Consider the following 24,488-nt stretch of genomic DNA (forward strand, 5'->3'; position numbering starts at 1 on the left):
GTGCGCATCAGCCAACTGCTCCGGCGCAAGGGGTCCGAGGTCGCCACCGTCGACGGGTCCGCGAGCATCCGGTCCGCCCTCCAATTGCTGGCGGAGGAGGGGATCGGTGCGCTCGTCGTGTCCTCCGACGGCCGCCGGATCGACGGCATCGTCTCCGAGCGGGACGTCGCCCGAGGGCTCCACGACCGAGGGGCCGATCTCCTCACGCACCCGGTGTCCAGCGTGATGACCACCGAGGTGCACGTCTGCCCGCCCGACGCCACCGTGGACGGCCTCGCGCGCACGATGACCGACCACCGGGTCCGGCACGTCCCCGTCGTCGCCGACGGCGTCCTGGTCGGCATCGTCTCGATCGGCGACGTCGTCAAGGCGCGGCTGGACGAGCTGGAGGCGGAGCGGCAGCAGCTCGTCGACTACATCCAGACCTCCTGACGCCCCGCGGGGGCAGCACGCTCAGCCGAGCAGCTGGGCCACCGTGTAGATGACCAGGCCGGCGAGCCCGCCGACGACGGTGCCGTTGACCCGGATCCACTGCAGGTCGCGGCCCACCTGCAACTCGATCCGCCGGCTGGTCTCGTCGGTGTCCCACCGGGCGACGGTGCTGCTGACCAGGTCGGCGAGGTCGCCGGAGAGGCGCTCGGCGACATAGCCCGCCACCTGCCCGCTGTGCCGCTGCACCAGCTCGCGCACGGTCGGGTCGGTCTGCAGCAGGCGCGCGCCGTCGAGGATCAGCCCCGTCACGCGGGCGCGCAGCGGTGACGTCGGGTCGGCCGCGGCGGTCAGCACCGCGTCCTTCGCCGTCGTCCACAGCGAGCCCGACCAGTCGCGCACCGCGGGGTGGGCCAGCACCTCGTGCTTGAACTCCTCCACCCGGGCGGCGGTGGCGGGGTCGGTGCGCAGCGCGTGCACGTAGGCGCGCAGCCGGGCGTCGTAGGCGCGGCGCAGCTCGTGGCGCGGGTCGGCGGCGACCTCGGCGAGGAAGCGGTGCACCCCGGCGAAGGCCCGGTCGAAGACCCGGTCGTCCACCCAGTCGGGCACCCAGGCCGGGGAGGCGTCGCCCAGCTGCGCCCGGAACACCAGCCGGTTCTCGTCGAGGAACCGGGCCGTCAGCCGCATCGCCGCGGACAGCACCTCCTGGTGCCGGTCGCCGTCGACCACGAGCTCGAGCACCCGGGCCAGCGCGGGGGCGGCGGGGGTCTCGTGCAGCTTGCGCTCGACCAGCGTCGCGACGGCGGGCTGCACGTCGTCGTCCTTGAGCAGCTGGGTGAGGCCGGTGAGCGCGGTGGCGGCATCGCCACCCAGGCGTTCGGCCCGCCCGGGGGCGGCGAGGAACGCGCCCAGCCGGCCGGGGACGTCGATGGTGGCGAGCTTCTCCGCGACGACGGCGCGGGTCAGGAAGTTCTCCTGCACGAAGGTGCCCAGGCTCTCGCCGATCTGGTCCTTCTTGCGCGGGATGATCGCGGTGTGCGGGATGGGCAGCCGCAACGGGTGCCGGAAGAGCGCGGTGACGGCGAACCAGTCCGCCAGCGCCCCGACCATGGAGGCCTCCGCCGTCGCGCGGACGTAGCCGACCCACGCGCCGGCGTCCTCACCCAGCAGGACGCAGGCGAGGAAGACCAGAGCGGCGAGCAGGAACAGGCCGGTCGCCAGCCGCTTCATGCGGGCCAGGTCGCGAGCCCTGGCCGGGTCGTCGAGCGAGCCGGCCAGGGGGACGGTCAGTCGGGGGGCGGCCACCCGGCCCAGCCTAGGGAGCCGGGCCGGGCGGTCGCCGGAGGTCTCAGCTGGTCTCGCCCAGGGTGACCTCGATGGTGCGGGAGCCCGAGCCGCGGCGCACGGTCAGCTCGATCGTCTCGCCGGGGGTCCGGCTGCGGATGGCGGCGGTCAGCTCCGTGGACGTGGTGACCGGGCGCTGCCCGACGGCGGTGACGACGTCCCCGGGCTGGAGCCCGGACTCCTCGGCCGCGCTGCCCCGCTCCACGGTGGCCACCTCGGCACCGGTGCCGACCTCGCGGTTCTGGTCGTCGGCGGCGGTGCCGGCCCGGACGCCCAGGTAGGCGCGGGTGGCGGTGCCGGTCTCGATGATCTCCTGGGCCACCCGCTGCGCGGTGTTGCCGGGGATCGCGAAGCCGACGCCGATGTTGCCGCTCCGCCCCTGCCCGCCGGGCGTGCCCGAGGCGACGGTGGCGATCGCGGTGTTGATGCCGATCACCTCGCCGGCGCCGTCGACCAGCGCCCCGCCGGAGTTGCCGGGGTTGATCGCCGCGTCGGTCTGGATGGCGTCGAGCACGGTGGCCTCGAGCGCGGTGGCGTCGTCCTCGGTGGAGCCGGTGGAGCCGGTGGCCACGGCGCGGCCGGTGGCGCTGATGATGCCGTCGGTCACGGTGTTCGACAGGCCCAGCGGGGCGCCGATGGCGACGGCGACGTCACCGATCTGCACCTCGTCGGAGTCGGCGAAGGTGGCGGCGACGAGATCCTCCGCGTCGTCCAGCCGCAGCACGGCCAGGTCGAAGGCGGGGTCGGTGCCCACGACCTCGGCGTCGTAGAGGGTGCCGTCGGCGGTGCGCACCTGGACGGAGCCGGCCCCGCTCGCCCCCTCGGCGACGACGTGATTGTTGGTGAGCACGTAGCCGTCGGCGGTCAGGACGACGCCGGAGCCGCTGCCCGCGCCGGAGCCGGTGCTCACGTAGACGGTGACGACGCTCGGCGCCGCCTTGGCCGCGGCGGCCGTGGCGGTGGTCGCGCGGTCGGGGTTCTCGATGGTCACGCTCTGCGCGGTCGTCGTCGACCCGCCGCCCGCGGCCGGCTCGTCGACGAGGGCGATCACGCCGGCGCCGGCGCCACCACCGATCAGGGCGCCGGCGACGAGGCCGGCCAGGCCGATCCGCAGCCGGCTCCCTCGCCGGGGGGCGGCCGGCTCGGCCGTGGGCGTCGGCAGCCCGCCGTACCCGGGGTAGCCCGGGGTCGGCACGGGCTGGGGCGTCGTCGGCTGCGGCGTCGGCGGCTGCCAGGCGAACTGCTGTCCCGCGCCGGGGTACTGGTGCTGGTGCTCGGTCACGCGTCGTTCCTCTCCTCGCAGCCGTGCGGCCGCTGCGTCGGAACCCACTGTCGGCCCTTCCTCTGGCGCAACGCTGGAGGAGTGCTGTGAGCTTCCTGGATGCCGGGATCAGCGCGGGATGGGGAGCACCCGGCCGCGGGCGACCAGCTCGGTGACCGCCCAGACGGCCAGTACCTCGGCAGCCAGCAGCCCGACCAGCACCAGCAGCTGCGCCGCCCCCGCCTCCAGCGGGCTGCCGCCACCGAGCAGCACGCCCACGAAGGCCCCGGGCAGGGTGACCAGCCCGACCGTGCGGGTCTGGTCGAGGGGCGGCACGAGGGCGGTGCCGGCGACCGGTCGGCCGACCAGCAGGACCGCGTCGCGGGGGAGCAGCCCGACCGCGAGCGCGGCCTCCACCTCGCCGCGCCGCTGCCCGAGCTCCTCGCGCAGGCGCCGGCCGGCGAGCGAGGTGGCGGTCATGGCGCCGCCGATGAGGATGCCGGCGATGGGGATCACCGCCTCCCCGCGCAGCGGTACCGTGCCGCTGGCCAGGACGAGGGCGACCACGGGCGCGGCGCCGCCGATCACCGGGACGGCGGTGGCCGTCAGCCGGGCGATGGCGCCGGGCGAACGCAGCGGCCGGCCGGTGGCCCGCCCGGCCGCGGTGGCGGTCGCCACCGACACCATGAGCAGGACGAAGGCGGCGGAGAGCCAGAGCGACCCGACGACCACCAGGAGCAGGGCTGAGACGACGGCGAGCTGCACGGTGGCGCGCCCGACCGCGATCAGCACCGAGCGGCCCTCACCCAGCCCGGACAGCCGCCCGCTCACGGCGGCCAGCGCGGTCAGCGCGACCAGGACGACACCGAGGCGGAGGTCGACGTCGACCACCGAGGACCCCACGGCGCCGATCCTGCCTGGTCACCTCCGCTTCCCGGCGGTGCGGGTGGCAGTTCGCGCAACTCCGTGTGCAGCAGCGCCCGCGGGCGGGTAGTGGGCGGGCCTGAGCCGGGGTCCGCACCCGCGGCCCGCTGCCCGTCCCGTCGGCCTCGTGGAGCTGTCCGTGCCCGTCCGTGGTCCTCTCGTCCGGTTCCTCATCGGCCTCGGTCTGGTCTGCGCGGCCGTCCTGGCGGTCGTCGGCGGCATCGCGCTCCGCGGGCCGGGGCTGGTGGCGGTCTGCGTCTCCGGCGCGCTCGCCGGGTGCGTGGCCGCCGGGGTGGCTCGCGAGGCGCCGAGGCCGGCAGGCCGGTCGGTGCTCGAGTCGGCGGGCCAGGCGGCGGCCGTGACGATCGGGGCCCTGCTGGTGGTGAGCGGGACGGCGGTGCTGGCCGGTGGCGCGGTGGCGCTGCTGCTGGTCGGGTCCGGCGCCGCCGGCTGGGCGGTGCTCCGGTGGGCGCGCGACCGGCGCGAGGCCGCACTCCGCGCCGTGCCGCCGGCGGGCACCGGTGCCGGGTCCGCGGCCGCCGTGGCCGGTGCGTCGACGGCGGCCCTGGGGGAGGAGTGGCGGCGCACCGGTGCCCAGCTGCAGCGCCCCCTGGCGCCCGCGGCGCGGCAGCGGGTGGTGACCCGGCGGGCGCAGGTGCTCGACGAGCTGGAGCGCCGCGACCCGGACGGTTTCGCCCGCTGGCTGGCCGCCGGGCCGCTGGGCAGCGTCGACCCGACCGGCTTCGTCCGCGGCACGCCGCCGCGCGCCGACCCCAGCACGGAGACCGAGGCGGCCTGACCTGCGTCCCTCGGGCAGCGCGACCACCGGGAGGGTGACCGGGCCCGAGGGCGAGCCGGGTCAGGCTCGCTCGGCGGCCGCCGCGATGTCGTCCAGGTCCTGCTGCAGCGCCTTGGTCACGGCCCGGCGTCCCAGCGGCGCGGTGACCGCGCCGAGCAGCCGCGCCACGTTGCTCGTCGGCCGGCCGCCGAAGGTCATCGTCATGTCCGTGCCGCCGTCAGCGGACGGGGCGACGGCGAAGGTCGAGACGTAGTGGGCGCCCCGGCTCGCTGCCTCGACCCGGTAGGAGCGCTGCGGTTCCACCGCGGTCACGGCCATCTCCTCGGTCGCCGACCGGCCCATCATCGTGCGGGTCTCCCGCCAGCGCGTACCGACGCCGAAGGGCTCCGGGGTGAGCACCTCCACGGCATCGACCCCGCGGAGCACGTGCGGGGAACCCGTCAGGTCGGTCGCCACCTGCCACACCCGCTGCACCGGCGCCGCCACGTGCTGGCGGACCTCCACTTCCTGCACGGCTGCTCCCTCCCTCGGCTCCTCGCGCCGCCGCTCTGCGGCACGGTCAGCCTGCCACCGGGGGACGACGGGATCGAGGGAGAGCGTCATGGCCCGGGATGACGTCAGGCACGGGACCACACCTGCTGCAGCCGCCCGTAGTCGGTGACCACGATGCCCTCCGCCGCCACGACGTCGCGGGTCAGCGGGGACACGAGGAAGGCGTGGTCGGAGCGACGCACCGCCCAGCCCAGGTCGGCCGCCGTGGTGGGCTCCGTGCCCAGGGCCGGGTGCACGGCCCACTCGCTCAGGCCGGCGGGCAGCTCGCGCAGCAACTGGAGGAAGCGGTCGTCCTTCCCGGCGACCGGGAGCGCGAAGCTGTCGAGGAAGTCGTGGTCGACGACCGGTAGCCCTCTCTCCCGCGCACGCCGGCGCCCGTCGTCCAGCCACACCCTGGCTGACAGTCCGTGCTCCAGCGCCAGAGCGATCGTCAGCTCGAGGACGTCGCCGCGTCCACCGTCGGCCATGACGTGCCAGTCCAGGTGCGTGGGGTCCAGGCCGTGCCGCACCACCGTGTCGATCTGCGCCCGCAGCTCGCGCTCGACCTCCTCGATGCGGGCGCGCTCCAGGAGCTGTGCCGATTCCGCGCCCGTGTGCAGCAGCCCGTGCTCGTCGAGGAGCGAGGGGACGTCGTCGCGGGCGCTCACGGGTGCCCAGCGGTGGGCCGGGCCGTCGCGGGTCAGCGTCAGGTGGATGCCGAAGGGCACCTCCGGCTCGGCATGGAGGAGTTCCAGCGCCTGCGCGGCCGCCGGGGCGGGGACCATGAGGCTCGTCGAGCTCGCCACCCCCTGCCGCACCGCCTCGAGCACGGCCGCGTTCACCGACGGGTGGAGGCCGAGGTCGTCGCAGTTGACGATCAGGACCCGGGCGCCCGCGGGGAAGCCGAGCGCCAGCGCGGCCGTCTGCCCCTGCGTCTCCCCTTCGGGCGGCTTCGCCTGCTGGGCCACCAGGTGACGATGGCAGCACCCCGACGGCTCGCAACCCCGAGGGCGGCGCAGGACCCCGCCGGTCGCCCTGTCCCTAGACTCGTCCCGGGGACTGTCCCCACGTCTCGCCGGCGTGGCGCAACTGGTAGCGCACCCGACTTGTAATCGGGCGGTTAGGGGTTCGAGTCCCCTCGTCGGCTCAGTCGAAGCTCCCCGCGCCGTCGCGCCGGTAGGGGGAGAGCCGCTCCACCCGCGCCCGCTCGACCCGTTCGGCGCGCAGCCGGGCCGCCGTCCCCGGCTCGTAGCCGGCCTTCGCCACCCGGTGCTCGGTGGTCTCGACCATGTAGGCCAGCGAGAACAGCAGGCCCAGCAGCAGCCCGCCACCGGCCGCGGAGACCCGGTAGGCCAGCGGGACGGGGACGAGCAGCAGGCACGCCACGACGAACGGCAGCAGCTGCACGAGCGCCCGGGTCAGGTGCCGCCACACCCAGGTGCTGCGGGTGGTGTCGGCCAGCACCCACGGTGCCAGCTCGCGGGGCAGCCCCCCGCCGTACGCGTACCAGACCCACTGCAGGAGGCCGGGGTGCCGCGTGCTCACGCCCTCGACGGTAGGCCCATCCGGCCGCACGCGGCCGGCCCCGGCCCCGGGCGTACGGTGCCGCCGTGGACGAGCGTCGCCTGGGGGTGGTCTCCGGGCTCGGCGCCTACGCCCTCTGGGGCATCTTCCCGCTGTACTTCCCGCTCCTGGAGCCCGCCGGCGGCTTGGAGATCGTGGCCCACCGGGTGCTCTGGTCGCTGCTGTTCGTCGGGCTGCTGCTCACCGTCGTCCGCCGGTGGGGGCACGTGCGGGCCGCGGTCGCCAGCCCCCGCACGCTCGTGGTCCTGGCGGGCGCGGCGGTGCTGATCGCCACGAACTGGCTGATCTACGTCTACGGCGTCAACTCCGGGCAGGTCGTGGAGACCTCGCTCGGCTACTTCATCAACCCGCTGGTCAGCGTGCTCCTGGGGGTGGTCGTCTTCGCCGAGCGGCTGCGTCCCCTGCAGTGGGTCGCCGTCGGCATCGCGGCCGTCGCCGTCGTGGTGCTGACCGTCGACTACGGGCGCCCTCCGTGGATCGCCCTCGGCCTGGCGCTGTCCTTCGGCCTGTACGGGCTGATGAAGAAGCTGGTCCGGGTCGAGGCGGCGCCGGGGTTGTTCCTCGAGACGGCGCTGGTCGCCATCCCGGCCGGTGTGGTCCTCGCCGTCCTGCACGGCGGTGGCGCGGGCACGTTCGCCAACGCGGGCGCCGGCCACGCCCTGCTGCTGGCCAGCGCCGGTGTGGCGACGGCGGTGCCGCTGCTGCTGTTCGCCGCGGCGGCCCGGCGCATCCCGCTCTCCACGGTGGGACTGCTGCAGTACCTGACCCCGCTGATGCAGCTGGCGATCGGCGTCTTCGTCTACGACGAGCCCATGCCCCCGGCCCGGCTGGCCGGCTTCGTCATCGTCTGGGTGGCGCTGGCGGTCTTCACCGCCGACACCTGGCGACACGCCCGGGCCGGGGCGCGCCGAGCGGCCCGCGACGCGGTGGTCGCCACGCCCTGAACGGGTAGCCGGGCCCGTCGTGTCGCGGGGCCCGGAATCGTCGGAGGGCGGCGCTACCGTCGTGCCCGAGCCGCCGGGAGCGCCCGGCCGGTGGAGCAGCTCAGGAGATGGTCCGACGATGAACAGCGACCCAGCCCCCGTGGTCTCCCCGCCCCGGGTCGACGGGTCAGGGGAGGGATCCGTGCAGGCCGGAGACGCAGGCCTCTCGCGGCGCGAGCACGAGATGCTCGGTTTCGAGCGCCAGTGGTGGCGGCGTGCCGGCGCGAAGGAGACGGCGATCCGCGACCTGTTCGACACGACGCCGACCAGGTACTACCAGGCGCTCAACGCCCTCGTCGACCGCCCGGAGGCGCTGGCGGCCGACCCGCTCCTCGTGCGGCGCCTGCGCCGGGTGCGGACGGCGCGTCAGCGGACGCGTTCCGCGCAGGTCCTGGGCAAGGGGAATGACATGGATTAGATTTGCTCACCGTGGGCAGGCACGCCGCGTCAGGCAGTGACGGACTGGGTCAGGGACACGTGTCTCCAGCCGCTGGGCGGCGCCGGACCGACACCCCGGACGGGTCCTTGCCCCACGCCGGCCTGAGCGACCACCCGACCGCTCCCGGGCGCGACCGCGCCGACCTTCGGCGTGACGTCGTGGCGGATGCCCCCGCCGAGGCGGCCCGCCAGGTCTCCCGCTCCCGGCTGCCGCTACCGCCCGTGCCGGCCGGCCCGCGCGCCGCGGGTGCCTCCGCACCGGCCGGTCCGCGCGCTGCGGGTGCCTCTGCACCGGCCGGTCCGCGCGCCGGGGCCGTCCCCGCACCGCACACCAGCGCCGCGCCGTTCCGCGCGGTGCCCTCGCCCGCTCCGGCCCCCGCCGTCCTCGGGGACGTCCCCGCGCCGGTCCGCGCCGCCGACGTCCCCGCGCCGGTCCGCGCCGCCGACGTCGTCGCGCCCCGGGGCGCCGACGCGCCACTGCCCGGCGCCCACCTCGTGGGCAAGGTCGCCAGCCCGACGGGCCTCCTGGTCGACGACGAGCCGCTGGCCAGCACCGGCCCGGCCCGCGGCCTGGGCCGCAGCGCCCCCGCGCCGCGCGTCCCCCGGGTGCCGCGGCAGACCACCCCGTCCGGCGCGCCCTCGTCCTCCTACGGCGACTGGACCAAGCCCTCGCGCACCGACGAGACGGGCCGCTCGCGGCTCGGGCCGGCGCTGCAGGCGCCGGCCACCACGGCGATCCCCGAGCGCGGCACCGCCGCCCGCCGCGACGACGTGGCCGACCTCGGTTACGACGACTTCGGCTACGACGAGTTCGGCCACGACGGGCCCGCCTACGACGACGCCCACGACCTCGACGCCGAGCTCGCCGCTACCGCAGCCGGCGCAGCCAAGGTGAAGGGCGGCCGTGCCGCCTACCGCGCCGAGCGGCAGGCGGCCGACGCCGCGCGTCGGAAGGCGGCCAAGCGCAACGGCACCCCCGAGGTGATCTTCGACGACGAGCCCGAGCGCAAGCCGCGCCGGGTGCTCAAGGGCCTGGTCGCCATGGCCGTCGTGGCCGGCGCGGTCCTCGGCGTCTACACGGTCACCGCTCCGGAGAAGGAGGAAGCCGCCGCCACCTCCCCCCCTGCCAGCGCGCCGACCGTCGCCGTCCCCACGGCCGCCCTGCCGCCGCTGCCCGAGAACCCCGTGGTCGTCGAGCCGGTGATCACCACCCCGGTGCGCGTGCCCGTCACCGTCCTCAACGCCACGAACATCAGCGGCCTCGCCGCCACGATCTCCGGCACCGTCGTCGCCGGCGGCTGGGAGTCGCCGGGTGTCGGCGCCTACCCGGGCACCGACGTGTCGGCGACCACCGTCTTCTTCACCGAGGGCGACGAGCAGCAGCGCCAGGCCGCGCTGCAGCTGGTCGACCAGTTCCCCGAGCTCGCCGGCCCCGCGCCGCGCTTCTTCGACGTGGCCGACGCCCCCGCTCCGGGGCTGGTCATCGTCGCCACGGGCAACTGGCAGCCCTGATCCCGGCCGGTACCGACGCCCGGAACACCGGCCGACCCCCGGCCGTTGGGGCCTTCGTGCGTTCCCTCCGCGGGCCCGTGCGTCCCCGCCCGCGCCCCGGTGCGCGCGCCGCGGCCGCCGCCCTGCTCGCCCTCGCCCTGCCGGCCGGTCTGCTCGTGCTGGCGCCCCCGGCGGTCGCCGCCGAGGTGCGCACGGAGGAGGCCCGGGTGCCTTCGGGCTCCGGTGAGGACGCCGTCGAGCTCGACACCACGCTGTACCTCCCCGACACCGACGAGCCCGCGCCCGCGGTCGTGCTCGCGCACGGCTTCGGCGGCAGCAAGCGCTCGGTCGCCGACGACGCCGCCGACCTGGCCGACCGCGGGTACGTCGTCCTCACCTACTCCGCCCGCGGGTTCGGGGAGAGCACCGGGCGGATCGGGCTCAACGACCCTCGCTACGAGATCGCCGACCTCTCCACGCTGCTCGACCTGCTGGCCGGGCGCGAGGAGGTCGAGCTCGACGCCGCCGGCGACCCGAGGGTGGGGGTCGCCGGCGGGTCCTACGGCGGGGCGCTCGCCCTGCTCGGCGCCGCCTACGACGAGCGGGTCGACGTCATCGCGCCGCAGATCACCTGGCACTCGCTGACCACGTCGCTCTTCCCGTCACAGACCGGCGACCTCGCTGCCGACACGGTCGCCGCGGTCCCGCAGACCGAGGCGGCCGGCGTCTACAAGCAGCTGTGGTCGGGGCTGTTCTTCGGCATCGGCTCGGCGGCGGGCGGCCTGCTGGACTCCTTCGGGGGCGGCGGCGCCGGTGCTGCCGCGCTGCCCACCGGGCTGCCCGAGCAGCTGCTCGAGCAGGCCGCCGCGGACCCGGAGGCCGCCGAGCTGCTGCTCACCTGCGGTCGGTTCCGGATCGAGGTCTGCGAGGCCTACCAGACGGCCGCGTCCACCGGCACGCTCACGCCGGAGGTCGCCGCGGTGCTCGACCGCGGCAGCCCGGCCGGCGTCCTCGGCCGCATCGACGCACCGACGCTGCTGGTCCAGGGCACGCAGGACTCGCTCTTCGGCCTCGGCCAGGCGGACGCGAACGCGCGCGGGATCGCCGCGGACGGGACCCCGGTCAAGGTGGTCTGGTTCGCCGGCGGCCACGACGCCTCCCCGTCCGGTGAGCAGGCGCAGGGCCTGCGCGACCAGGTCGCCGGCTGGTTCGACTGGCACCTGCGGGGGCAGGGCGAGGACCCCGGGACCGGCTTCGAGTTCCCCGCGCCCACCGGCCTCGGCGCCACGGTCGGCCGCGTGCAGGGTGGCGGCCAGACCATCGCGGCGACCGCCTACCCCGGGCTGGACGGCGCCGAGCCGGCCACCCGCCGGGCGGTGCCCGTCTCCGGCCCCGTGCAGCCCGTCGTCACCCCCGCCGGCGGCACGCCCGCCGCGCTCACCACCGTCCCCGGCCTGGGCGCGCTGACCGCGGCCCTGGGCGGCGCCACCGCGGAGATCCCCGGCCAGTTCGCCGCCTTCGACAGCGCCCCGCTCGAGGCCCCCGTGGAGGTCGTCGGCGCCTCGACCGTCGACCTCGCGGTCGCCTCGCCCAGCGGCAGCGCCACCCTGTTCGCCAAGCTCTACGACGTCGGCCCGGACGGCGCGACCACGCTGCCCGGCGGGCTGGTCGCGCCCCTCGCGCTCACCGGGATCTCCACCGACCCCACCGCCCCGACGCGGGTGAGCGTCACGCTCCCGGGCATCGTGCACCGCTTCGAGACCGGTCACACCATGCGCGTGCTGGTCTCCTCCACCGACCAGGCCTACGCGCTGCCCGACGAGGCGGCGGTCTACTCGGTCGGGCTGGCCTCGGACGTCGCCCCCAACGGCGTGGCCGCCGGTGAGACGACCCTCGCTGCTCCCGAGGTGGACGGCCGCAGCGAGTCCGCGACCGGTACCTCCCGCTGGTGGGTGCTGCTCGCCGTCCTCGCCGCCCTCGGGTTGCTGAGCTGGCTGGCCGCCCGCTGGTGGGGGAGCCGCCGCGACCGGCAGATCTCGCAGGTCGAGCCGGACGGCGAGGACGTCCCGCTGCGCTTCACCGGGGTGACCAAGGCCTACAAGGACGGCTTCGTCGCCGTCCGCGACCTCTCCTTCGAGGTGCGCCGCGGCCAGGTGCTCGGCCTGCTCGGGCCCAACGGCGCCGGCAAGACGACGTCGCTGCGCATGCTGATGGGCCTCATCAAGCCCACGGAGGGGCGGATCAGCATCTTCGGGCACGCCGCCGGCCCCGGGGCGCCGGTGCTGTCCCGGCTCGGTTCGTTCGTGGAGGGCACCGGCCTGCAGCCGCACCTCTCCGGCCGCGACAACCTCACCCTCTACTGGGCCGCCACCGGCCGGCCGGCCGAGGACGCGCACATGGAGGAGGCCATCAGGGTCGCGGGGCTCGGCGCCGCCATCGACCGGCCGGTGCGCCGCTACAGCCAGGGCATGCGCCAGCGGGTCGCGATCGCCCAGGCGATGCTCGGGCTGCCCGACCTGCTGGTGCTCGACGAGCCGACCAACGGGCTGGACCCGCCGCAGATCCACGCCATGCGCGAGGTGCTGCGCTCCTACGCCGCCACCGGCCGTACGGTGATCGTCTCCAGCCACCTGCTCAGCGAGATCGAGCAGACCTGCAGCCACGTCGTCGTCATGGCGAAGGGGCAGAAGATCACGCAGGGGACCGTGGAGGAGATCGTCGGTACCGGCGGTTCGGTGCTGGTCGGCCTGGCCGACGACGCCGACACCGACCGGGCGGTCGCCATCTTGTCGTCGCTGCCCGGGGTGACCGCCGGGCGCACGGACGAGGGTCTCGTGGCCGAGCTCGACGGTGCCCGGCGCGCCGACGTGCTGCAGGCGCTGGTGGCCGCGGGCATCGCCGTCGAGCAGTTCACGCCGCGCCGCCGGCTTGAGGACGCCTTCCTGGCGCTGGTGGGGGAGTCATGACGACGAGCACCGAGCACGTGCAGCCGACCGGCGCGGTCGCCGGCTACCGGCCCGAGCGGACGCTGCGGCTCTCGGTCGAGCTGCGCCGGCAGTTCAAGCGGCGGCGCACCCTCGGCGTCTTCGCCCTGATGGTCGCGCTGCCGCTGGTGCTCATCGGGGCGCTGCAGCTGGGCGCCAGCGAGGAGGCGGCGGAGAACACCCGGATCAACCTGGTCGACGTCGCGACGGCCAGCGGGCTGAACTTCACCCTCTTCGTGCTCTTCGCGACCACCGGCTTCTTCCTCGTCGTGGTGTACGCGCTCTTCTTCGGCGACACCGTGGCGGTCGAGGCGCAGTGGGGGTCGCTGCGGTACGCGCTGGCCACCCCGGTGCCGCGGATGCGGCTGCTCCGGCAGAAGTGGCTGGCGGCGCTGGTGCAGTCGGTCGCCGCGCTGCTCACCCTCGCGGCGGTGGCGGTGGTCGCCGGGGGCATCGCGTTCGGCTTCGGGGACATCCGGACCCCGGTCGGCGTGGGGATCGACCAGGGCGAAGGCATGCTGCGGCTGGCCGGGATGCTGGGCTACCTCGCCGTCCACCTGCTCGTCGTCGGCGCGCTGGCGTTCTGGTTCTCCACCATCACCGACGCGCCCCTGGCCGCGGTCGGCGGGGCGGTGTTCACGATGGTCGTCTTCGCGATCCTCGACCAGGTGGAGCAGCTGGGGTCCATCCGCGACTGGTTCCCGACGGCGGAGGAGTTCGCCTGGACCGACCTGCTGCAGACGCCGGTCGACGACGGCGACCTGTTCCGCGGCGTGATCCAGTCGCTGGTCTACATCGCCGTCTTCACCGCGCTGGGCTTCCGCCACTTCGCCCGCCGCGACGTGACCAGCTAGTACTGCGGCCGTCAACGCTCGCCTGCGTCCCGTGACCGCCGCTGATGGCGATGGAGTGCGCGGATGGTCAGTTCTCGGCACGGGAACGGCGCATCTGCGCACACTGTCCTGGCGCGGAGAGAGCGGGGACGGCGGCTCGCCTACAGGCTGGCGCGCACCGCCTGGGCCCAGCCCTCGCCCATGGCACCGGCGGTGACCGCGGCGTTGGGGACGGCGGCCAGCGCGTCGGCCATGCCGTCGACCGCGGCGCCGTTCGCGGTGATCCAGAGCCGGCCCACCGCGGGCGCCATCTCCAGGTCGCTGACGCTGTCCCCGATGGCCACGGCATCGGCGGGGGAGAGGCCGCGCCGCTCCAGGTCCCAGGCGATCGCCGCGCCCTTGGAGATGCCGCGCGGCATCAGGTGGTAGACCCGCGGCGGGGCGGCGTCGTCGGCCAGCCCCATCCACGGGGCGGCGGGGATCGCCCCGTTGTCCTTGAGCGTCAGCCAGCCCGTCCCGCGCTCGGCCAGCCAGGCGTCGACGGCGAGCGGATCCACCCGGCCGCGGAGCAGCGCGTCCGTGGCGTGGGTGGCGTGCCAGGGGGCGTGCCACTCCAGCCGCCCCGGGTGGGCGGCGATCAGGTCCTCGACGACGCCGAGCTCGGCCATGACCTCCATCGGCGTCCGGTCGCCGTACTGCGGGGGCAGCGCGCCGCGCAGCCGGTGCGTCGTGCGCCCCGAGCCCCAGCCGATCGTGGCGCCCAGCTCGGCGATGGCGCCGTCGGCGGCGAAGATGCGCGCGGCCTCCACCACCTGCTCGTACGTGCGGCCGCTGACCAGCACCAACGCCACCCCGGCGCGGTGCAGGTCGAGCAGCGCGCCGGCCGGCCCGTCGGTCAGCTCCCGCCCCGCCGTGTGCCAGAAGGAGCCCCGCGGGCCCACCATCGTGCCGTCGAGGTCGGTGTAGACGACGCGCGCGCTCACCTGGTCATCCTGTCCGGCCGCCGGCCGCTCTCCGCGACGGGGTCCGTGCGGCGGAGCCGCTCCGGTTCTGCACCGGAGGTGGGAGGTACAGTTCACGCCGTTCACTCATCCAGAGGGGCAGAGGGACACGGCCCGATGAAGCCCCGGCAACCGCCGCCTGCAGCGCTCCGCGCGACGGGCGGGAGGTGCCAATTCCGTCCCGCGCGGCTCGACGGCCCGCAGCGGGGAAGATGAGGAGGTAGTCGTCGCATGACACTGACCGCTCCCGGTTCTGCTCAGGCCGATTCCAGCGCCGGTGGCCCGGTGCCCCCGTGTCCCGCCCGCGGGCTGGTCTGCCGCAACTGCGGCGCCACCTTCGGCCTCATCGCCCAGCACGCCTGCGCCGAGTGCTTCGGCCCGCTGGAGGTCGACTACGACCCCGAGCTGATGAAGGCCGTCACCCGCGAGCAGATCGAGGCCGGGCCGCAGAACATCTGGCGGTACGTCGCCCTGCTCCCGGTGGGCCAGCACCCGGCCGACCGCGTCTCGCTCGACCCCGGAATGACCCCGCTGGTGCGCGCCGACCGGCTCGCCGCGGAGCTCGGGCTCACCGGTGGCCTGTGGGTCAAGGACGACTCGGCCAACCCCACCCACTCCTTCAAGGACCGCGTGGTCAGCCTCGCCGCGACCGCCGCCAAGGGGCTGGGCTACAAGAAGATCGCCGCCGCCTCCACCGGCAACCTGGCCAACTCGGTGGCCGCCCACGCCGCCCGGGTCGGCCTGCCGTCGTTCGTCTTCATCCCGAGCGACCTGGAGCCCGGCAAGGTCGTGCAGTCGGCGGTCTACGGCCAGACGCTGGTCGCCGTCGACGGCTCCTACGACGACGTCAACCGGCTGACCAGCGAGCTCGGCGAGACCGACGAGTTCGAGGACACCGCGTTCGTCAACCAGAACGTCCGGCCCTACTACGCCGAGGGCTCCAAGACGATGGGCTACGAAATCGCCGAGCAGCTCGGCTGGCGCATCCCGGCACAGGTCGTCATCCCCATGGCGTCCGGGTCGCTGCTGACCAAGGTCGACAAGGCCTTCCGCGAGCTGACCGCGGCCGGCATCGTCGAGGCCACCGAGTGGACGATCTACGGCGCGCAGTCGGCCGGCTGCGACCCGATCGCCACCGCGTTCGACAACGGCTGGGACGTCGTCAAGCCGGTGAAGCCCACGGGGATCGCGAAGTCGCTGAACATCGGCAACCCGGCCGACGGGCCCTACGCCCTCGACGCGATCCGGCGCACCGGCGGTGCGGTCGCCCGCGTGGGCGACGACGAGATCGTCCAGGGCATCCGCGACCTCGCCCGCACGACCGGCGTGTTCGCCGAGACCGCCGGCGGGGTGACCGTCGCGGTGCTGCGCAAGCTGGTCGAGAGCGGTCGGCTGGACCCGGCGAAGGAGACCGTCGTCCTCAACACGGGGGAGGGGCTGAAGACCCTCGACCCGCTCGAGCCCGTCGTCGGCCCGACGCACCGCGTGGAGCCGTCGCTCAGGTCGGCGCGGGCCGCCGGCCTCATCGGCTGAGCCGCGGGTCGCCCGATCCGGCAACACAGCGGCGGGGAAGCTCCTGCACCCGGCGGGTGCTGATGTACCTTCTCGCGCGGTTCCAGTTCCATGTTCGTGAGATGCGGGCGGAAGAGCTAGGCCCGGCCCTCCGATCCAGAGGGGCCGTCCGCACGCACGAAACGTGGGAGCACACGTGGCACAGGGCACCGTGAAGTGGTTCAACGCCGAGAAGGGCTTCGGCTTCATCGCCGTCGACGGCGGCCAGGACGTCTTCGTCCACTACTCGGCCATCCAGATGGACGGGTACAAGAGCCTCGACGAGGGTCAGCGCGTCGAGTTCGAGGTCGTCCAGGGCGCCAAGGGCCCCCAGGCCGACGCCGTCCGCAGCGCCTGAGGACCACCCAGCAGCAGCGGAGGCCCGGTCCCCCTCGAGGGGGCCGGGCCTCCGTCCGTTCTTGCACTCGCCGGGGTGGAGTGCCAGACTCGCTTCTGGCACTCGTACCCTTTGAGTGCCAACCAGGTCGGTCGGTGAGGCACCGGCGCGCGGGCCGAAGGAGCGTCCGCACCGCTGGTGTCGTCCGTCGCGGGCGCCGCACCCGGCCGTGCAGCGATCCATGCTCGGAGGACATCACCACATGGCCAAGATGATCGCGTTCAACGAAGAGGCGCGCCGCGGCCTCGAGCGAGGGATGAACACCCTCGCCGACGCCGTCAAGGTGACCCTCGGCCCCCGTGGCCGGAACGTCGTTCTTGAGAAGAAGTGGGGCGCGCCCACCATCACCAACGATGGTGTGAGCATCGCCAAGGAGATCGAGCTCGAGGACCCGTGGGAGAAGATCGGGGCCGAGCTCGTCAAGGAGGTCGCCAAGAAGACCGACGACGTCGCGGGTGACGGCACCACCACCGCCACCGTGCTCGCCCAGGCTCTCGTCCGCGAGGGTCTGCGCAACGTCGCCGCCGGCGCCAACCCGATGGCCCTGAAGAAGGGCATCGAGAAGGCCGTCGCCTCGGTGAGCGAGTACCTGCTCTCCACGGCCAAGGACGTCGAGACCAAGGAGCAGATCGCCGCCACCGCGTCGATCTCCGCCGCCGACCCCGCCATCGGTGAGCTCATCGCCGAAGCGATGGACAAGGTGGGCAAGGAAGGTGTCATCACCGTCGAGGAGAGCAACACCTTCGGCCTCGAGCTCGAGCTCACCGAGGGCATGCGCTTCGACAAGGGCTACATCTCGCCCTACTTCGTCACCGACGCCGAGCGCATGGAGGCCGTCCTCGACGACCCGTACGTGCTCGTCGTCAACTCGAAGATCAGCTCGGTCAAGGACCTGCTCCCGCTGCTGGAGAAGATCATGCAGTCGGGCAAGTCGCTGGCCATCATCTCCGAGGACGTCGAGGGCGAGGCCCTCGCGACCCTGGTCGTGAACAAGATCCGGGGCACCTTCAAGTCCGTCGCCGTCAAGGCCCCGGGCTTCGGTGACCGCCGCAAGGCCATGCTCGGCGACATCGCCATCCTCACCGGTGGCCAGGTCATCAGCGAGGAGGTCGGCCTCAAGCTCGACACCGCCGGCCTCGAGCTGCTGGGCCGCGCCCGCAAGGTCGTCGTCACCAAGGACGAGACGACGATCGTCGAGGGTGCCGGGGACACCGACCAGATCCAGGGCCGGGTCAACCAGATCCGCAGCGAGATCGAGCGGTCGGACTCCGACTACGACCGTGAGAAGCTGCAGGAGCGCCTGGCCAAGCTGGCCGGTGGCGTCGCCGTCATCAAGGCCGGCGCCGCGACCGAGGTCGAGCTCAAGGAGCGCAAGCACCGCATCGAGGACGCGGTGCGCAACGCCAAGGCCGCCGTCGAGGAGGGCATCGTCGCCGGTGGTGGCGTCGCTCTCGCGCAGGCCACGGCCGTCGCGTTCGACAAGCTCGAGCTCGAGGGTGACGAGGCGACCGGTGCCAACATCGTGCGCGTCGCGCTCGAGGCGCCGCTGAAGCAGATCGCCATCAACGCCGGCCTCGAGGGCGGCGTCGTCGCGGAGAAGGTGCGCAACTCGGAGACCGGCTGGGGCCTCAACGCCGCCACCGGCGAGTACGTGGACCTCGTCGCGGCCGGGATCATCGACCCCGCCAAGGTGACCCGCTCGGCGCTGCAGAACGCCGCCTCCATCGCGGCGCTCTTCCTCACCACCGAGGCCGTCATCGCCGACAAGCCGGAGAAGAACGCTCCGGCCATGCCCGGTGGCGACGGCGGCATGGGCGGCATGGACTTCTGAGTCCGGCCACCTAGCACGAGCACTGCCCGCCAGGGGCGGTCCCGCATCGCGGGGCCGCCCCTGTCGGCGTCTCCGGGGGCCGTCGCCGCCACCGAGTGCGACGACGTCGTGGTCATCCGACGCTGATGGCCACGACGTCGTCGCACTCGCCGCGGCTGTTCGGGTCTCCGGCGGGAAAGGGCACCACCAGTCGGCGAGCGCGTGGTGGTCGCGGGCGTCGAAACGGAGGGCCTCGGACCGGTCCGGTGCAGCCGTCCTGCCCCCGTCCCTGCACGTCCCCGAGACGGGGGGCATCGTCGCGTCAGCCACCGGGCCACGGGGTAGCGGCCGGGGATGGCGGTGATCATCGGGACGTCGGGGTGGCAGTACCGCGACTGGCGCGGAGCCTTCTACCCGCAGAAGCTGCCCCAGCGGCTGTGGCTGGAGCACTACGTCCAGCACTTCGCCACCGTCGAGAGCAACAACGCGTTCTACCGGCTGCCCGAGCGGGAGACGTTCGAGAAGTGGCGCGAGCGCACCCCGCCGGACTTCCGGTGGGCGGTCAAGGCCAGCCGCTTCCTCACCCACATCAAGCGGCTGCGCGAGCCCGAGGAGCCGGTCGCCCGCCTGATGGGGCGCGCCGAGGGGCTCGCGCACAAGCTGGACACGGTCCTGCTGCAGCTACCGCCCACCCTGAAGGCCGACCCCGGGCTGCTGCGCGAGTGCCTGGCGCAGTTCCCGGCCGGTACCCGGGTGGCGGTGGAGCCGCGGCACGAGTCGTGGTGGACCGACGAGGTGCGCGCGCTGCTCGAGCGCTACGGGGCGGCGCTGTGCTGGGCCGACCGGATGGAGGTACCGGTGGCGCCGCTCTGGCGCACCGCCGGCTGGGGTTACCTCCGTTTCCACACCGGCCTGGAGAACTGGCGCTACCGGCCGGGCACGCTGCAGCTGTGGGCCGACCGGCTGGCCGCCGCCTACGGGGACGGCGACGTGCTCGTGTACTTCAACAACGATCCGGGCTGCGCCGCGGTCATCGACGCGGTGCACTTCGCCGACGCCGTGCGCCGGGCCGGAGGGACACCCACCCGGGTGCCGACCGCGGACCAGGCCACCGGTCTGGCCTGGCCCGCGGCCTGACCGTCGGTCAGCCGGCGTCGTCCGCCTTCTCCGCAGCACGCTCGGCGTCCTCGCGGGCCTGCTCGGCGGCTTCGCGGGCGGACTCCGCGGCCTCCTCGGCGGCTTCGCGGGCGGACTCCGCGGCCTCCTCGGCCTGCTCGCGGGCCTGTTCGGCAGCGTCCTCGGCGGCGCCCCGGGCGGCCTTCTCGGCGTCGCGGGCGGCCTTCTCGGCCTCGCGGGTGGCTTCGCGGGCCGCCTTCTCCGCGTCCCGGGCGGCCTTCTCGGCCTCGCGCTCCGCCTCGCGGGCGGCCTTGGCGGCCGTGCCCTCGCCGCGGCTGTGCTCGGCAGCGGGGCCGTCGGCGCTGTCGTCGTCGGCGCCCTCGTCGTCGGTGCTCTCGGGGCTCTCGACCTCGGGGCTGTCGTCCGCGGTGCCGTCGTCCCCGGTCGTGTCGTCGTCACCGACGCCGTCCACGCCGGAGTCGTCGGTCTCGACGGGCTCCTCGGTCGAGGAGGTGTCCTCGACGAGGTCGTCGTCGGACCCCGGCAGGTCGAAGGGGGTCACGGTCTCCACCGTGCTGGCCACGGCGTCCTGCACCGGCGCGGGCAGCGCGCCCACGGCACCGGCGCCGGTGACCCCGGCGGTGGCGATGCCGACGCCGGTCGCCACCTGGGCGACCGTGCCGGCGCCGGCGAACTTCGCCGCCAGCGCGGCCAGACCTTCGAGCAGTGCCATGGATGTCGTTCCCCTCGGGCGGATGGCCGTCGGTACGGCCGTTCCCGTTCCTCTTCGGCAGGTGCCGGCGGTGGCTGGAGCCGAGCCACCCGGTCGGGGGACGGTCAGGGGCCCGGCGGGAACCGGTCGGCGAGGTGCTCGGCGAACCTGCGTGGCGGCCGGCCGAGCAGCGCGGTGAGCACCCGCGGGCTGCCCGTGAAGCCGTGCGCCCGGTACCAGTCGAACATCGTGGTGCGGCAGCGACCGGCGTAGGTCCCGTCGTCCTCGGCCCGGACGTCGACGGCGGTGACCGGCCGCCCGGCACGCTCGGTGAGCAGCGCGGCGACGTCGGGGGCGGTGAGCGCGTCGGGGCCCACGGCCTCGAAGGTGCCGCTGTCGAGATCGTCCTCGGTGAGCAGCACGGCCGCCGCCTCGGCGACGTCGCGGAGGTCGACGAAGGACTGCGCCCGCTCCAGGCCCCACGGGCTGGGCAGCTCACCGGTCGCGACGGCCGCCGTCACCGCACCGTCGAGGTTGCCGGCGTAGGCGCAGGGCTGCAGCACCCGCCACCGGGCGCCCGTGTCGGCGACGGCGCCGTCGAGCGCCTCCTCGACGACGTCCTTGGCGGCGTGGTGCGGCATCGCGCGCACCTGCGGGCGGAGCACCGAGTGGTAGACGAGCCGGGGCACCCCCGCCCGGGCGGCGGCGGTCAGCACGGCGGGGGCGCCGGTGGCCTCGCCGGGGTCGAAGTTCGGCCAGATCAGGTACAGGGCGTCGGCGCCGGCCAGCGCACCCGACAGGTCACCGGTGAGGTCGCCGACGACGACCTCGGCGCCGAGCGCGTCCAGCTCCGGGCGCGGCTTCCGCGAGGGCACGACCGCGCGCACCCGCTCGCCACGCGCCAGCAGGGCCCGGACGACGGCGGTGCCGGTGGCCCCGCCCGCCGCGGTCACGACGATCACAGGACGTCGACCGCCTCCGCGTGCCGCACCCCGAGCTGGTCGGCCGCCTGCCCGAGCACGTCCTGCACCACGAGGGTGTCGGCCAGCGGCATCACGGTGCTCTCGGTGCGGCCGGCGCGCAGGCACCCGGTGACCTCGGCCAGCTCGTGCGCGTACCCGGCGCCGGTCTGCGGGCGGGTGATCTCCTCGGGCTCGGCGCCGTCGCGGTGCAGCACGACGGTCTGCGGGTGGTGGAAGCGCGGGACGACGTCGATCCAGCCCGTCGTCCCCACCACGCGGGCGGTCCCGGGCAGGGCGTACTTGAGCGAGGTGGTGAGCGCGGCGTTGCGGCCGTCGTCCCAGCCCAGCAGGATCGCCGCCTCGGCGTCCGCGCCGGACGGGAACAGGGAGCCGGTGGCGACGACGCGGTCGGGCGTGCCCAGCAGCATCTGGGCGAAGTTCACGACGTAGACGCCGAGGTCGAGCAGGGCGCCACCGCCGAGCTCCAGCGCGAAGAGCCGGTCGACGGGGTCGTACTCGCGGGAGACGCCCAGGTCGGCCTGCACCGACCGCACCTCGCCGATCGCGCCGTCGTCGATGAGCTCCCGCATCGCCACGACGGCCGGCTGGAACCGGGTCCACATCGCCTCCATGACGAAGGTGCCGGTCTCCCGGGCGAGGTCGACGACCTCGGTGGCCCCGGCGGTGGTGGCGGTGAACGCCTTCTCCACCAGCAGCGCCTTGCCGGCGCGCAGCGCGGCCAGCGCGAACTGGTGGTGGTGCGGGTGCGGGGTGGCGACGTAGACGACGTCGACGTCGGGGTCGGCCAGGATCTCGCCGTAGGAGCCGTAGGCGCGCTCGAGGCCGTGCCGCGCGGCGAACCCGTCGGCCCGCTCCTGCGACCGGGAGGCGACGGCCACCGCGCGAGCGCCGTCGACGACCGCGAAGTCCTCCACCACCTTCTCGGCGATGCGGCCCGGCCCGACGACTCCCCAGCGGATCTCTGCGCTCACCGGGCAGACGCTAGTCGCGGCCCGGCAGACTGCTCGCCGTGGCCGTGCTGATCGACTTCCCGGTGTGGCCGTGGCGGGGGCGGATGTGGTCCCACCTGGTCAGCGACGTCTCCTACGACGAGCTGCACGCCTTCGTCGCCGCGGAGCTGGGCATCCCGCGCCGGGCGTTCCAGGGCGACCACTACGACGTCCCCGCGGACCTCTACGAGATCGCCGTCGCCGCGGGGGCCCGGCCGGTGGGCTCCCGGGAGCTGCTGCAGCGGCTGCTCACCGCCGGGCTCAGGCTCCGGAAGCGCGGGACCGGAGCAGGGTGAGCTCGGCGGTCAGGTTCGCGCGCGCCACCGGCTCCCACTCCGCGGCGGCGGGCAGCCGGTAGAGGCGGGGCAGGTCGAGCAGCCGTTCCAGGACGGCGATCCGCCCGGTGGTGAACTCGTCGTCGGAGAGGTGCCCGTACTCGGCGCGCACCGCCGAGGCGTAGCCCGCGTACGCAGCCGGGGCCGCGGCCAGCACGGCGAGGTCGGCGTCGCACAGGGCGGCGCCGTTCGCGTCACCGGGCTCCGGGTCGTGCGCGGCGGTGAGCAGCACCAGCCGGGCCACCTCCTCGGCCCTCGCCTCGGGCACCAGCCCGCGCAGCCCGGCCCGCGCGCGCTCGGCGCTGACCTGCTCGTTGTCCGCGCGCAGCGGGTCGTAGACGACGTCGTGGTACCAGGCGGCCAGGGCGACGGCGGCCGGGTCGGGGGCGTCGGCGGAGAGCCGCTCGACCAGCCCGAGCACGGCCGCCAGGTGCGCGAGGTCGTGGTATCGGCGGTGTGGCTCGCTCCAGGCGGCGACGACCGCGGCCCACTCGGTGCGGGAGATGGGGGAGTCCCCGGCCAGCGCGGCCCAGGCCTCGAACCCGACCGGGCCGCTCACCGGACCCCGCAGGTGCGCAGCGCCAGCAACGCGAATGCGCGGGCGGCGGTGACCAGCTCGGCGACCGGCACGCGCTCCTGCGGGCCGTGGGCCAGGTGCAGGTCGCCCGGCCCGTAGTGCAGCGTCGGGATGCCCGCGGCGGCGTAGAGCCGCAGGTCGGTGCCCGCGGGCAGGGCCTGCTCGGCCGGTGGCGGCCCACCGGCGTCCACGACCGCGGCGCGCACCGCCGGCAGCAGCGGCGAGCCGGCCGGCAGCTGCCCGCTGGCGAACGCGCCGCCGACCCAGGTCAGCCGCACGGGGTGCTCGGCCAGCCAGGGGTGCGCGGCCGACACCTCGGCGAGGCGGCTCTCCAGTGCGGCGCGGGCCACCTCCACCGGCTCGCCGAGCCGCACCCCGTAGCGCCCCTCGGCGACCAGCCGGTCGGGCACCGAGCTCGCCCAGTCGCCGGCCCGCACCCGGCCGATCGAGATGCCGTAGGGGAAGCGGGCCCCGCCGAAGCGCGGATCGGCGTCGCGCTGCCGCTCCGCCTCGAACCCCAGCAGCGCGGCGTGCACGTGCGCGAACAGCTCCACGCTGCTCACCCCGCGGTCGCGCATGGCGGCGTGCGCGGCGTGGCCGGTGATCTCCAGCCGGAAGGTGAGCGCGCCGGCGTGGGCGGTCACCACGGCCTGCGCCGTCGGCTCGGGGATCACGCACAGCTCGCCGGTGTGGCCGCGGCGCAGGGTGGCCCAGGCGCCCAGGCCGCCGTCCTCCTCGCCGACGACCCCGTGCACCGCCAGCGGCCGGGCCAGGCGCACCCCCGCCGTCCGCAGGGCGTGCACCGCGGCGAGGCCGGCGACGACGCCGGCCTTCATGTCGCAGGCCCCGCGCCCGTGCACCGCGCCGCCGGCGAACCGGGGGACGAAGGGATCGCCGGACCACAGGTCGAGGTCGCCGGGCGGGACGACGTCGGTGTGCCCGGACAGGACCAGCGCCGGGGCGCCCTCGCCGCCGACGGTGCCGACCACGCCCCACGCCTCGGTGCGCACGACCTCCTGGCCGGGGGCGTCGGCGGCGGTGACCGCCTCGGCCAGGTCGACCGGCCAGCAGTCGACGTCGCAGCCGAGTTCGTCGAGCCAGCCGGCGAGCAGGTGCTGCACCTCGCTCTCGGCCGCTGTGCCGCCCACCGACGGGACGGCGATCATCGCTGCGAGCCGGTCCACCGCCCACCGCTCGTCGACGGCGGAGAGGACGCGGGCCTCCACGTCGGTCAGGTCGGCCACGGTCGGAGTCTGGCACGGGGCTGCCGGGCCCCGGACGGTGTCCACGTCCCCCGACCGCACCGCGGCGGCGGCCGCTCCGAGGACATGACGCCGGTTCGTCCGGCGCGTACGGTGGAAGCCGTCCGGGCCGGGTGCATCGTGCCCCCGGGTGCCATTTGGTTACGCCTTCACG

General features: G+C 75.1%; 24 protein-coding genes, 1 tRNA gene and 1 riboswitch. Of the genes, 13 read left to right on the top strand and 12 right to left on the bottom strand.

What is annotated here, in order from left to right:
• Positions 1–432 (top strand): CBS domain-containing protein, encoded by a 432-nt coding sequence (locus BMW62_RS03120; RefSeq protein WP_091929362.1) that lies wholly within the window; start codon positions 1–3, stop codon positions 430–432.
• Between the two features lie 21 nt (positions 433–453).
• Here the strand turns inward: BMW62_RS03120 and BMW62_RS03125 are convergent, their stop codons facing one another.
• From BMW62_RS03125 to BMW62_RS03135, 3 genes are all read right to left on the bottom strand, one after another.
• Complete coding sequence (locus BMW62_RS03125) at positions 454–1,734, bottom strand: DUF445 domain-containing protein (protein ID WP_091929363.1); 1,281 nt, start codon at positions 1,732–1,734, stop codon at positions 454–456.
• 43 nt (positions 1,735–1,777) lie between these two features.
• Positions 1,778–3,055 carry a S1C family serine protease gene (locus BMW62_RS03130; protein ID WP_091929364.1) on the bottom strand — a complete coding sequence of 426 codons (1,278 nt, stop codon included), beginning with the start codon at positions 3,053–3,055 and terminating at the stop codon, positions 1,778–1,780.
• Between the two features lie 108 nt (positions 3,056–3,163).
• Positions 3,164–3,937, bottom strand: coding sequence for an ABC transporter permease (locus BMW62_RS03135; RefSeq protein ID WP_091929365.1), 774 nt, complete (start codon positions 3,935–3,937; stop codon positions 3,164–3,166).
• A gap of 148 nt (positions 3,938–4,085) precedes the next feature.
• On the opposite strand from BMW62_RS03135, the gene BMW62_RS03140 reads away from it, so the two are divergent.
• Positions 4,086–4,757, top strand: coding sequence for a hypothetical protein (locus BMW62_RS03140; RefSeq protein ID WP_091929366.1), 672 nt, complete (start codon positions 4,086–4,088; stop codon positions 4,755–4,757).
• 60 nt (positions 4,758–4,817) lie between these two features.
• On the opposite strand, the gene BMW62_RS03145 is transcribed toward BMW62_RS03140, so the two are convergent.
• Positions 4,818–5,270, bottom strand: a complete 453-nt coding sequence (locus BMW62_RS03145) for an SRPBCC family protein (RefSeq protein WP_211434951.1) — start codon at positions 5,268–5,270, stop codon at positions 4,818–4,820.
• 104 nt (positions 5,271–5,374) lie between these two features.
• On the bottom strand, positions 5,375–6,256 hold the full coding sequence (locus BMW62_RS03150) for a polysaccharide deacetylase family protein (RefSeq protein ID WP_091929368.1): 882 nt from the start codon (positions 6,254–6,256) through the stop codon (positions 5,375–5,377).
• A 106-nt stretch (positions 6,257–6,362) separates the two neighbouring features.
• Here BMW62_RS03150 and BMW62_RS03155 point away from each other — a divergent pair.
• Positions 6,363–6,435 (top strand) — tRNA-Thr (locus BMW62_RS03155).
• Here BMW62_RS03155 and BMW62_RS03160 read toward each other — a convergent pair.
• A complete protein-coding gene (locus tag BMW62_RS03160) occupies positions 6,435–6,833 on the bottom strand; it encodes a DUF5313 family protein (protein ID WP_091929369.1) in 399 nt (132 codons plus the stop codon). The genes BMW62_RS03155 and BMW62_RS03160 overlap by 1 nt on opposite strands.
• Before the next feature lie 65 nt (positions 6,834–6,898).
• Here BMW62_RS03160 and rarD point away from each other — a divergent pair, with 65 nt between their 5' ends.
• From rarD to BMW62_RS03185, 5 genes are all read left to right on the top strand, one after another.
• The gene (gene rarD, locus BMW62_RS03165) at positions 6,899–7,816 is read left to right on the top strand and encodes an EamA family transporter RarD (protein ID WP_091929370.1); all 918 of its coding nucleotides are present in this window, start codon (positions 6,899–6,901) and stop codon (positions 7,814–7,816) included.
• Positions 7,817–7,997: 181 nt separating this feature from the next.
• Positions 7,998–8,273, top strand: coding sequence for a DUF3263 domain-containing protein (locus BMW62_RS03170; protein WP_244523805.1), 276 nt, complete (start codon positions 7,998–8,000; stop codon positions 8,271–8,273).
• A 179-nt stretch (positions 8,274–8,452) separates the two neighbouring features.
• A complete protein-coding gene (locus BMW62_RS03175; protein WP_211434952.1) occupies positions 8,453–9,805 on the top strand; it encodes a LytR C-terminal domain-containing protein in 1,353 nt (450 codons plus the stop codon).
• A 77-nt stretch (positions 9,806–9,882) separates the two neighbouring features.
• Positions 9,883–12,750, top strand: a complete 2,868-nt coding sequence (locus BMW62_RS03180) for an alpha/beta fold hydrolase (protein ID WP_244523806.1) — start codon at positions 9,883–9,885, stop codon at positions 12,748–12,750.
• Positions 12,747–13,622, top strand: coding sequence for an ABC transporter permease (locus BMW62_RS03185; protein ID WP_091929374.1), 876 nt, complete (start codon positions 12,747–12,749; stop codon positions 13,620–13,622). Before BMW62_RS03180 ends, BMW62_RS03185 begins: the two co-directional genes overlap by 4 nt.
• 140 nt (positions 13,623–13,762) lie before the next feature.
• Here BMW62_RS03185 and BMW62_RS03190 read toward each other — a convergent pair whose 3' ends face one another.
• Complete coding sequence (locus BMW62_RS03190; protein WP_091929375.1) at positions 13,763–14,584, bottom strand: HAD family hydrolase; 822 nt, start codon at positions 14,582–14,584, stop codon at positions 13,763–13,765.
• 102 nt (positions 14,585–14,686) lie between these two features.
• Positions 14,687–14,821, top strand: a riboswitch (SAM riboswitch).
• 66 nt (positions 14,822–14,887) lie between these two features.
• On the opposite strand from BMW62_RS03190, the gene thrC reads away from it, so the two are divergent.
• From thrC to BMW62_RS03210, 4 genes are all read left to right on the top strand, one after another.
• Positions 14,888–16,135, top strand: a complete 1,248-nt coding sequence (thrC, locus tag BMW62_RS03195; RefSeq protein WP_091929376.1) for a threonine synthase — start codon at positions 14,888–14,890, stop codon at positions 16,133–16,135.
• A 175-nt stretch (positions 16,136–16,310) separates the two neighbouring features.
• Entirely contained in the window at positions 16,311–16,511 is a 201-nt protein-coding gene (locus BMW62_RS03200; RefSeq protein WP_040337424.1) for a cold-shock protein, read from the top strand.
• A gap of 241 nt (positions 16,512–16,752) precedes the next feature.
• The gene (gene groL / locus BMW62_RS03205) at positions 16,753–18,381 is read left to right on the top strand and encodes a chaperonin GroEL (protein WP_091929377.1); all 1,629 of its coding nucleotides are present in this window, start codon (positions 16,753–16,755) and stop codon (positions 18,379–18,381) included.
• 333 nt (positions 18,382–18,714) lie between these two features.
• Positions 18,715–19,497: a DUF72 domain-containing protein gene (locus tag BMW62_RS03210; protein ID WP_091929378.1), complete on the top strand. Its 783-nt coding sequence runs from the start codon at positions 18,715–18,717 to the stop codon at positions 19,495–19,497.
• A gap of 7 nt (positions 19,498–19,504) precedes the next feature.
• On the opposite strand, the gene BMW62_RS03215 is transcribed toward BMW62_RS03210, so the two are convergent.
• From BMW62_RS03215 to BMW62_RS03225, 3 genes are all read right to left on the bottom strand, one after another.
• Positions 19,505–20,209, bottom strand: a complete 705-nt coding sequence (locus tag BMW62_RS03215; RefSeq protein ID WP_091929379.1) for a hypothetical protein — start codon at positions 20,207–20,209, stop codon at positions 19,505–19,507.
• 104 nt (positions 20,210–20,313) lie between these two features.
• Positions 20,314–21,150: an SDR family oxidoreductase gene (locus BMW62_RS03220; RefSeq protein WP_091929380.1), complete on the bottom strand. Its 837-nt coding sequence runs from the start codon at positions 21,148–21,150 to the stop codon at positions 20,314–20,316.
• A complete protein-coding gene (locus BMW62_RS03225; RefSeq protein WP_091929381.1) occupies positions 21,147–22,142 on the bottom strand; it encodes a Gfo/Idh/MocA family protein in 996 nt (331 codons plus the stop codon). Before BMW62_RS03225 ends, BMW62_RS03220 begins: the two co-directional genes overlap by 4 nt.
• A 38-nt stretch (positions 22,143–22,180) precedes the next feature.
• On the opposite strand from BMW62_RS03225, the gene BMW62_RS03230 reads away from it, so the two are divergent.
• A complete protein-coding gene (locus tag BMW62_RS03230) occupies positions 22,181–22,456 on the top strand; it encodes a DUF4031 domain-containing protein (protein ID WP_091929382.1) in 276 nt (91 codons plus the stop codon).
• Here BMW62_RS03230 and BMW62_RS23385 read toward each other — a convergent pair.
• Positions 22,422–23,054, bottom strand: coding sequence for an HD domain-containing protein (locus tag BMW62_RS23385; protein WP_091929383.1), 633 nt, complete (start codon positions 23,052–23,054; stop codon positions 22,422–22,424). The two genes, BMW62_RS03230 and BMW62_RS23385, sit on opposite strands and share 35 nt — an antisense overlap.
• Positions 23,051–24,316, bottom strand: coding sequence for an ArgE/DapE family deacylase (locus BMW62_RS03240; RefSeq protein ID WP_091929486.1), 1,266 nt, complete (start codon positions 24,314–24,316; stop codon positions 23,051–23,053). Before BMW62_RS03240 ends, BMW62_RS23385 begins: the two co-directional genes overlap by 4 nt.
• Between the last annotated feature and the right edge of the window lie 172 nt (positions 24,317–24,488).

The sequence above is a fragment of the Blastococcus sp. DSM 46786 genome (assembly GCF_900109665.1).
Taxonomy (GTDB): Bacteria; Actinomycetota; Actinomycetes; order Mycobacteriales; family Geodermatophilaceae; genus Blastococcus; species Blastococcus carthaginiensis.

Bases quoted from the DNA above. Each gene is read 5' to 3' on its own strand.
- BMW62_RS03215 (WP_091929379.1), bottom strand. From the start codon at position 20,209: ATGGCACTGCTCGAAGGTCTGGCCGCGCTGGCGGCGAAGTTCGCCGGC.
- groL (WP_091929377.1), top strand. From the start codon at position 16,753: ATGGCCAAGATGATCGCGTTCAACGAAGAGGCGCGCCGCGGCCTCGAG.
- BMW62_RS03185 (WP_091929374.1), top strand. From the start codon at position 12,747: ATGACGACGAGCACCGAGCACGTGCAGCCGACCGGCGCGGTCGCCGGC.
- BMW62_RS03210 (WP_091929378.1), top strand. From the start codon at position 18,715: ATGGCGGTGATCATCGGGACGTCGGGGTGGCAGTACCGCGACTGGCGC.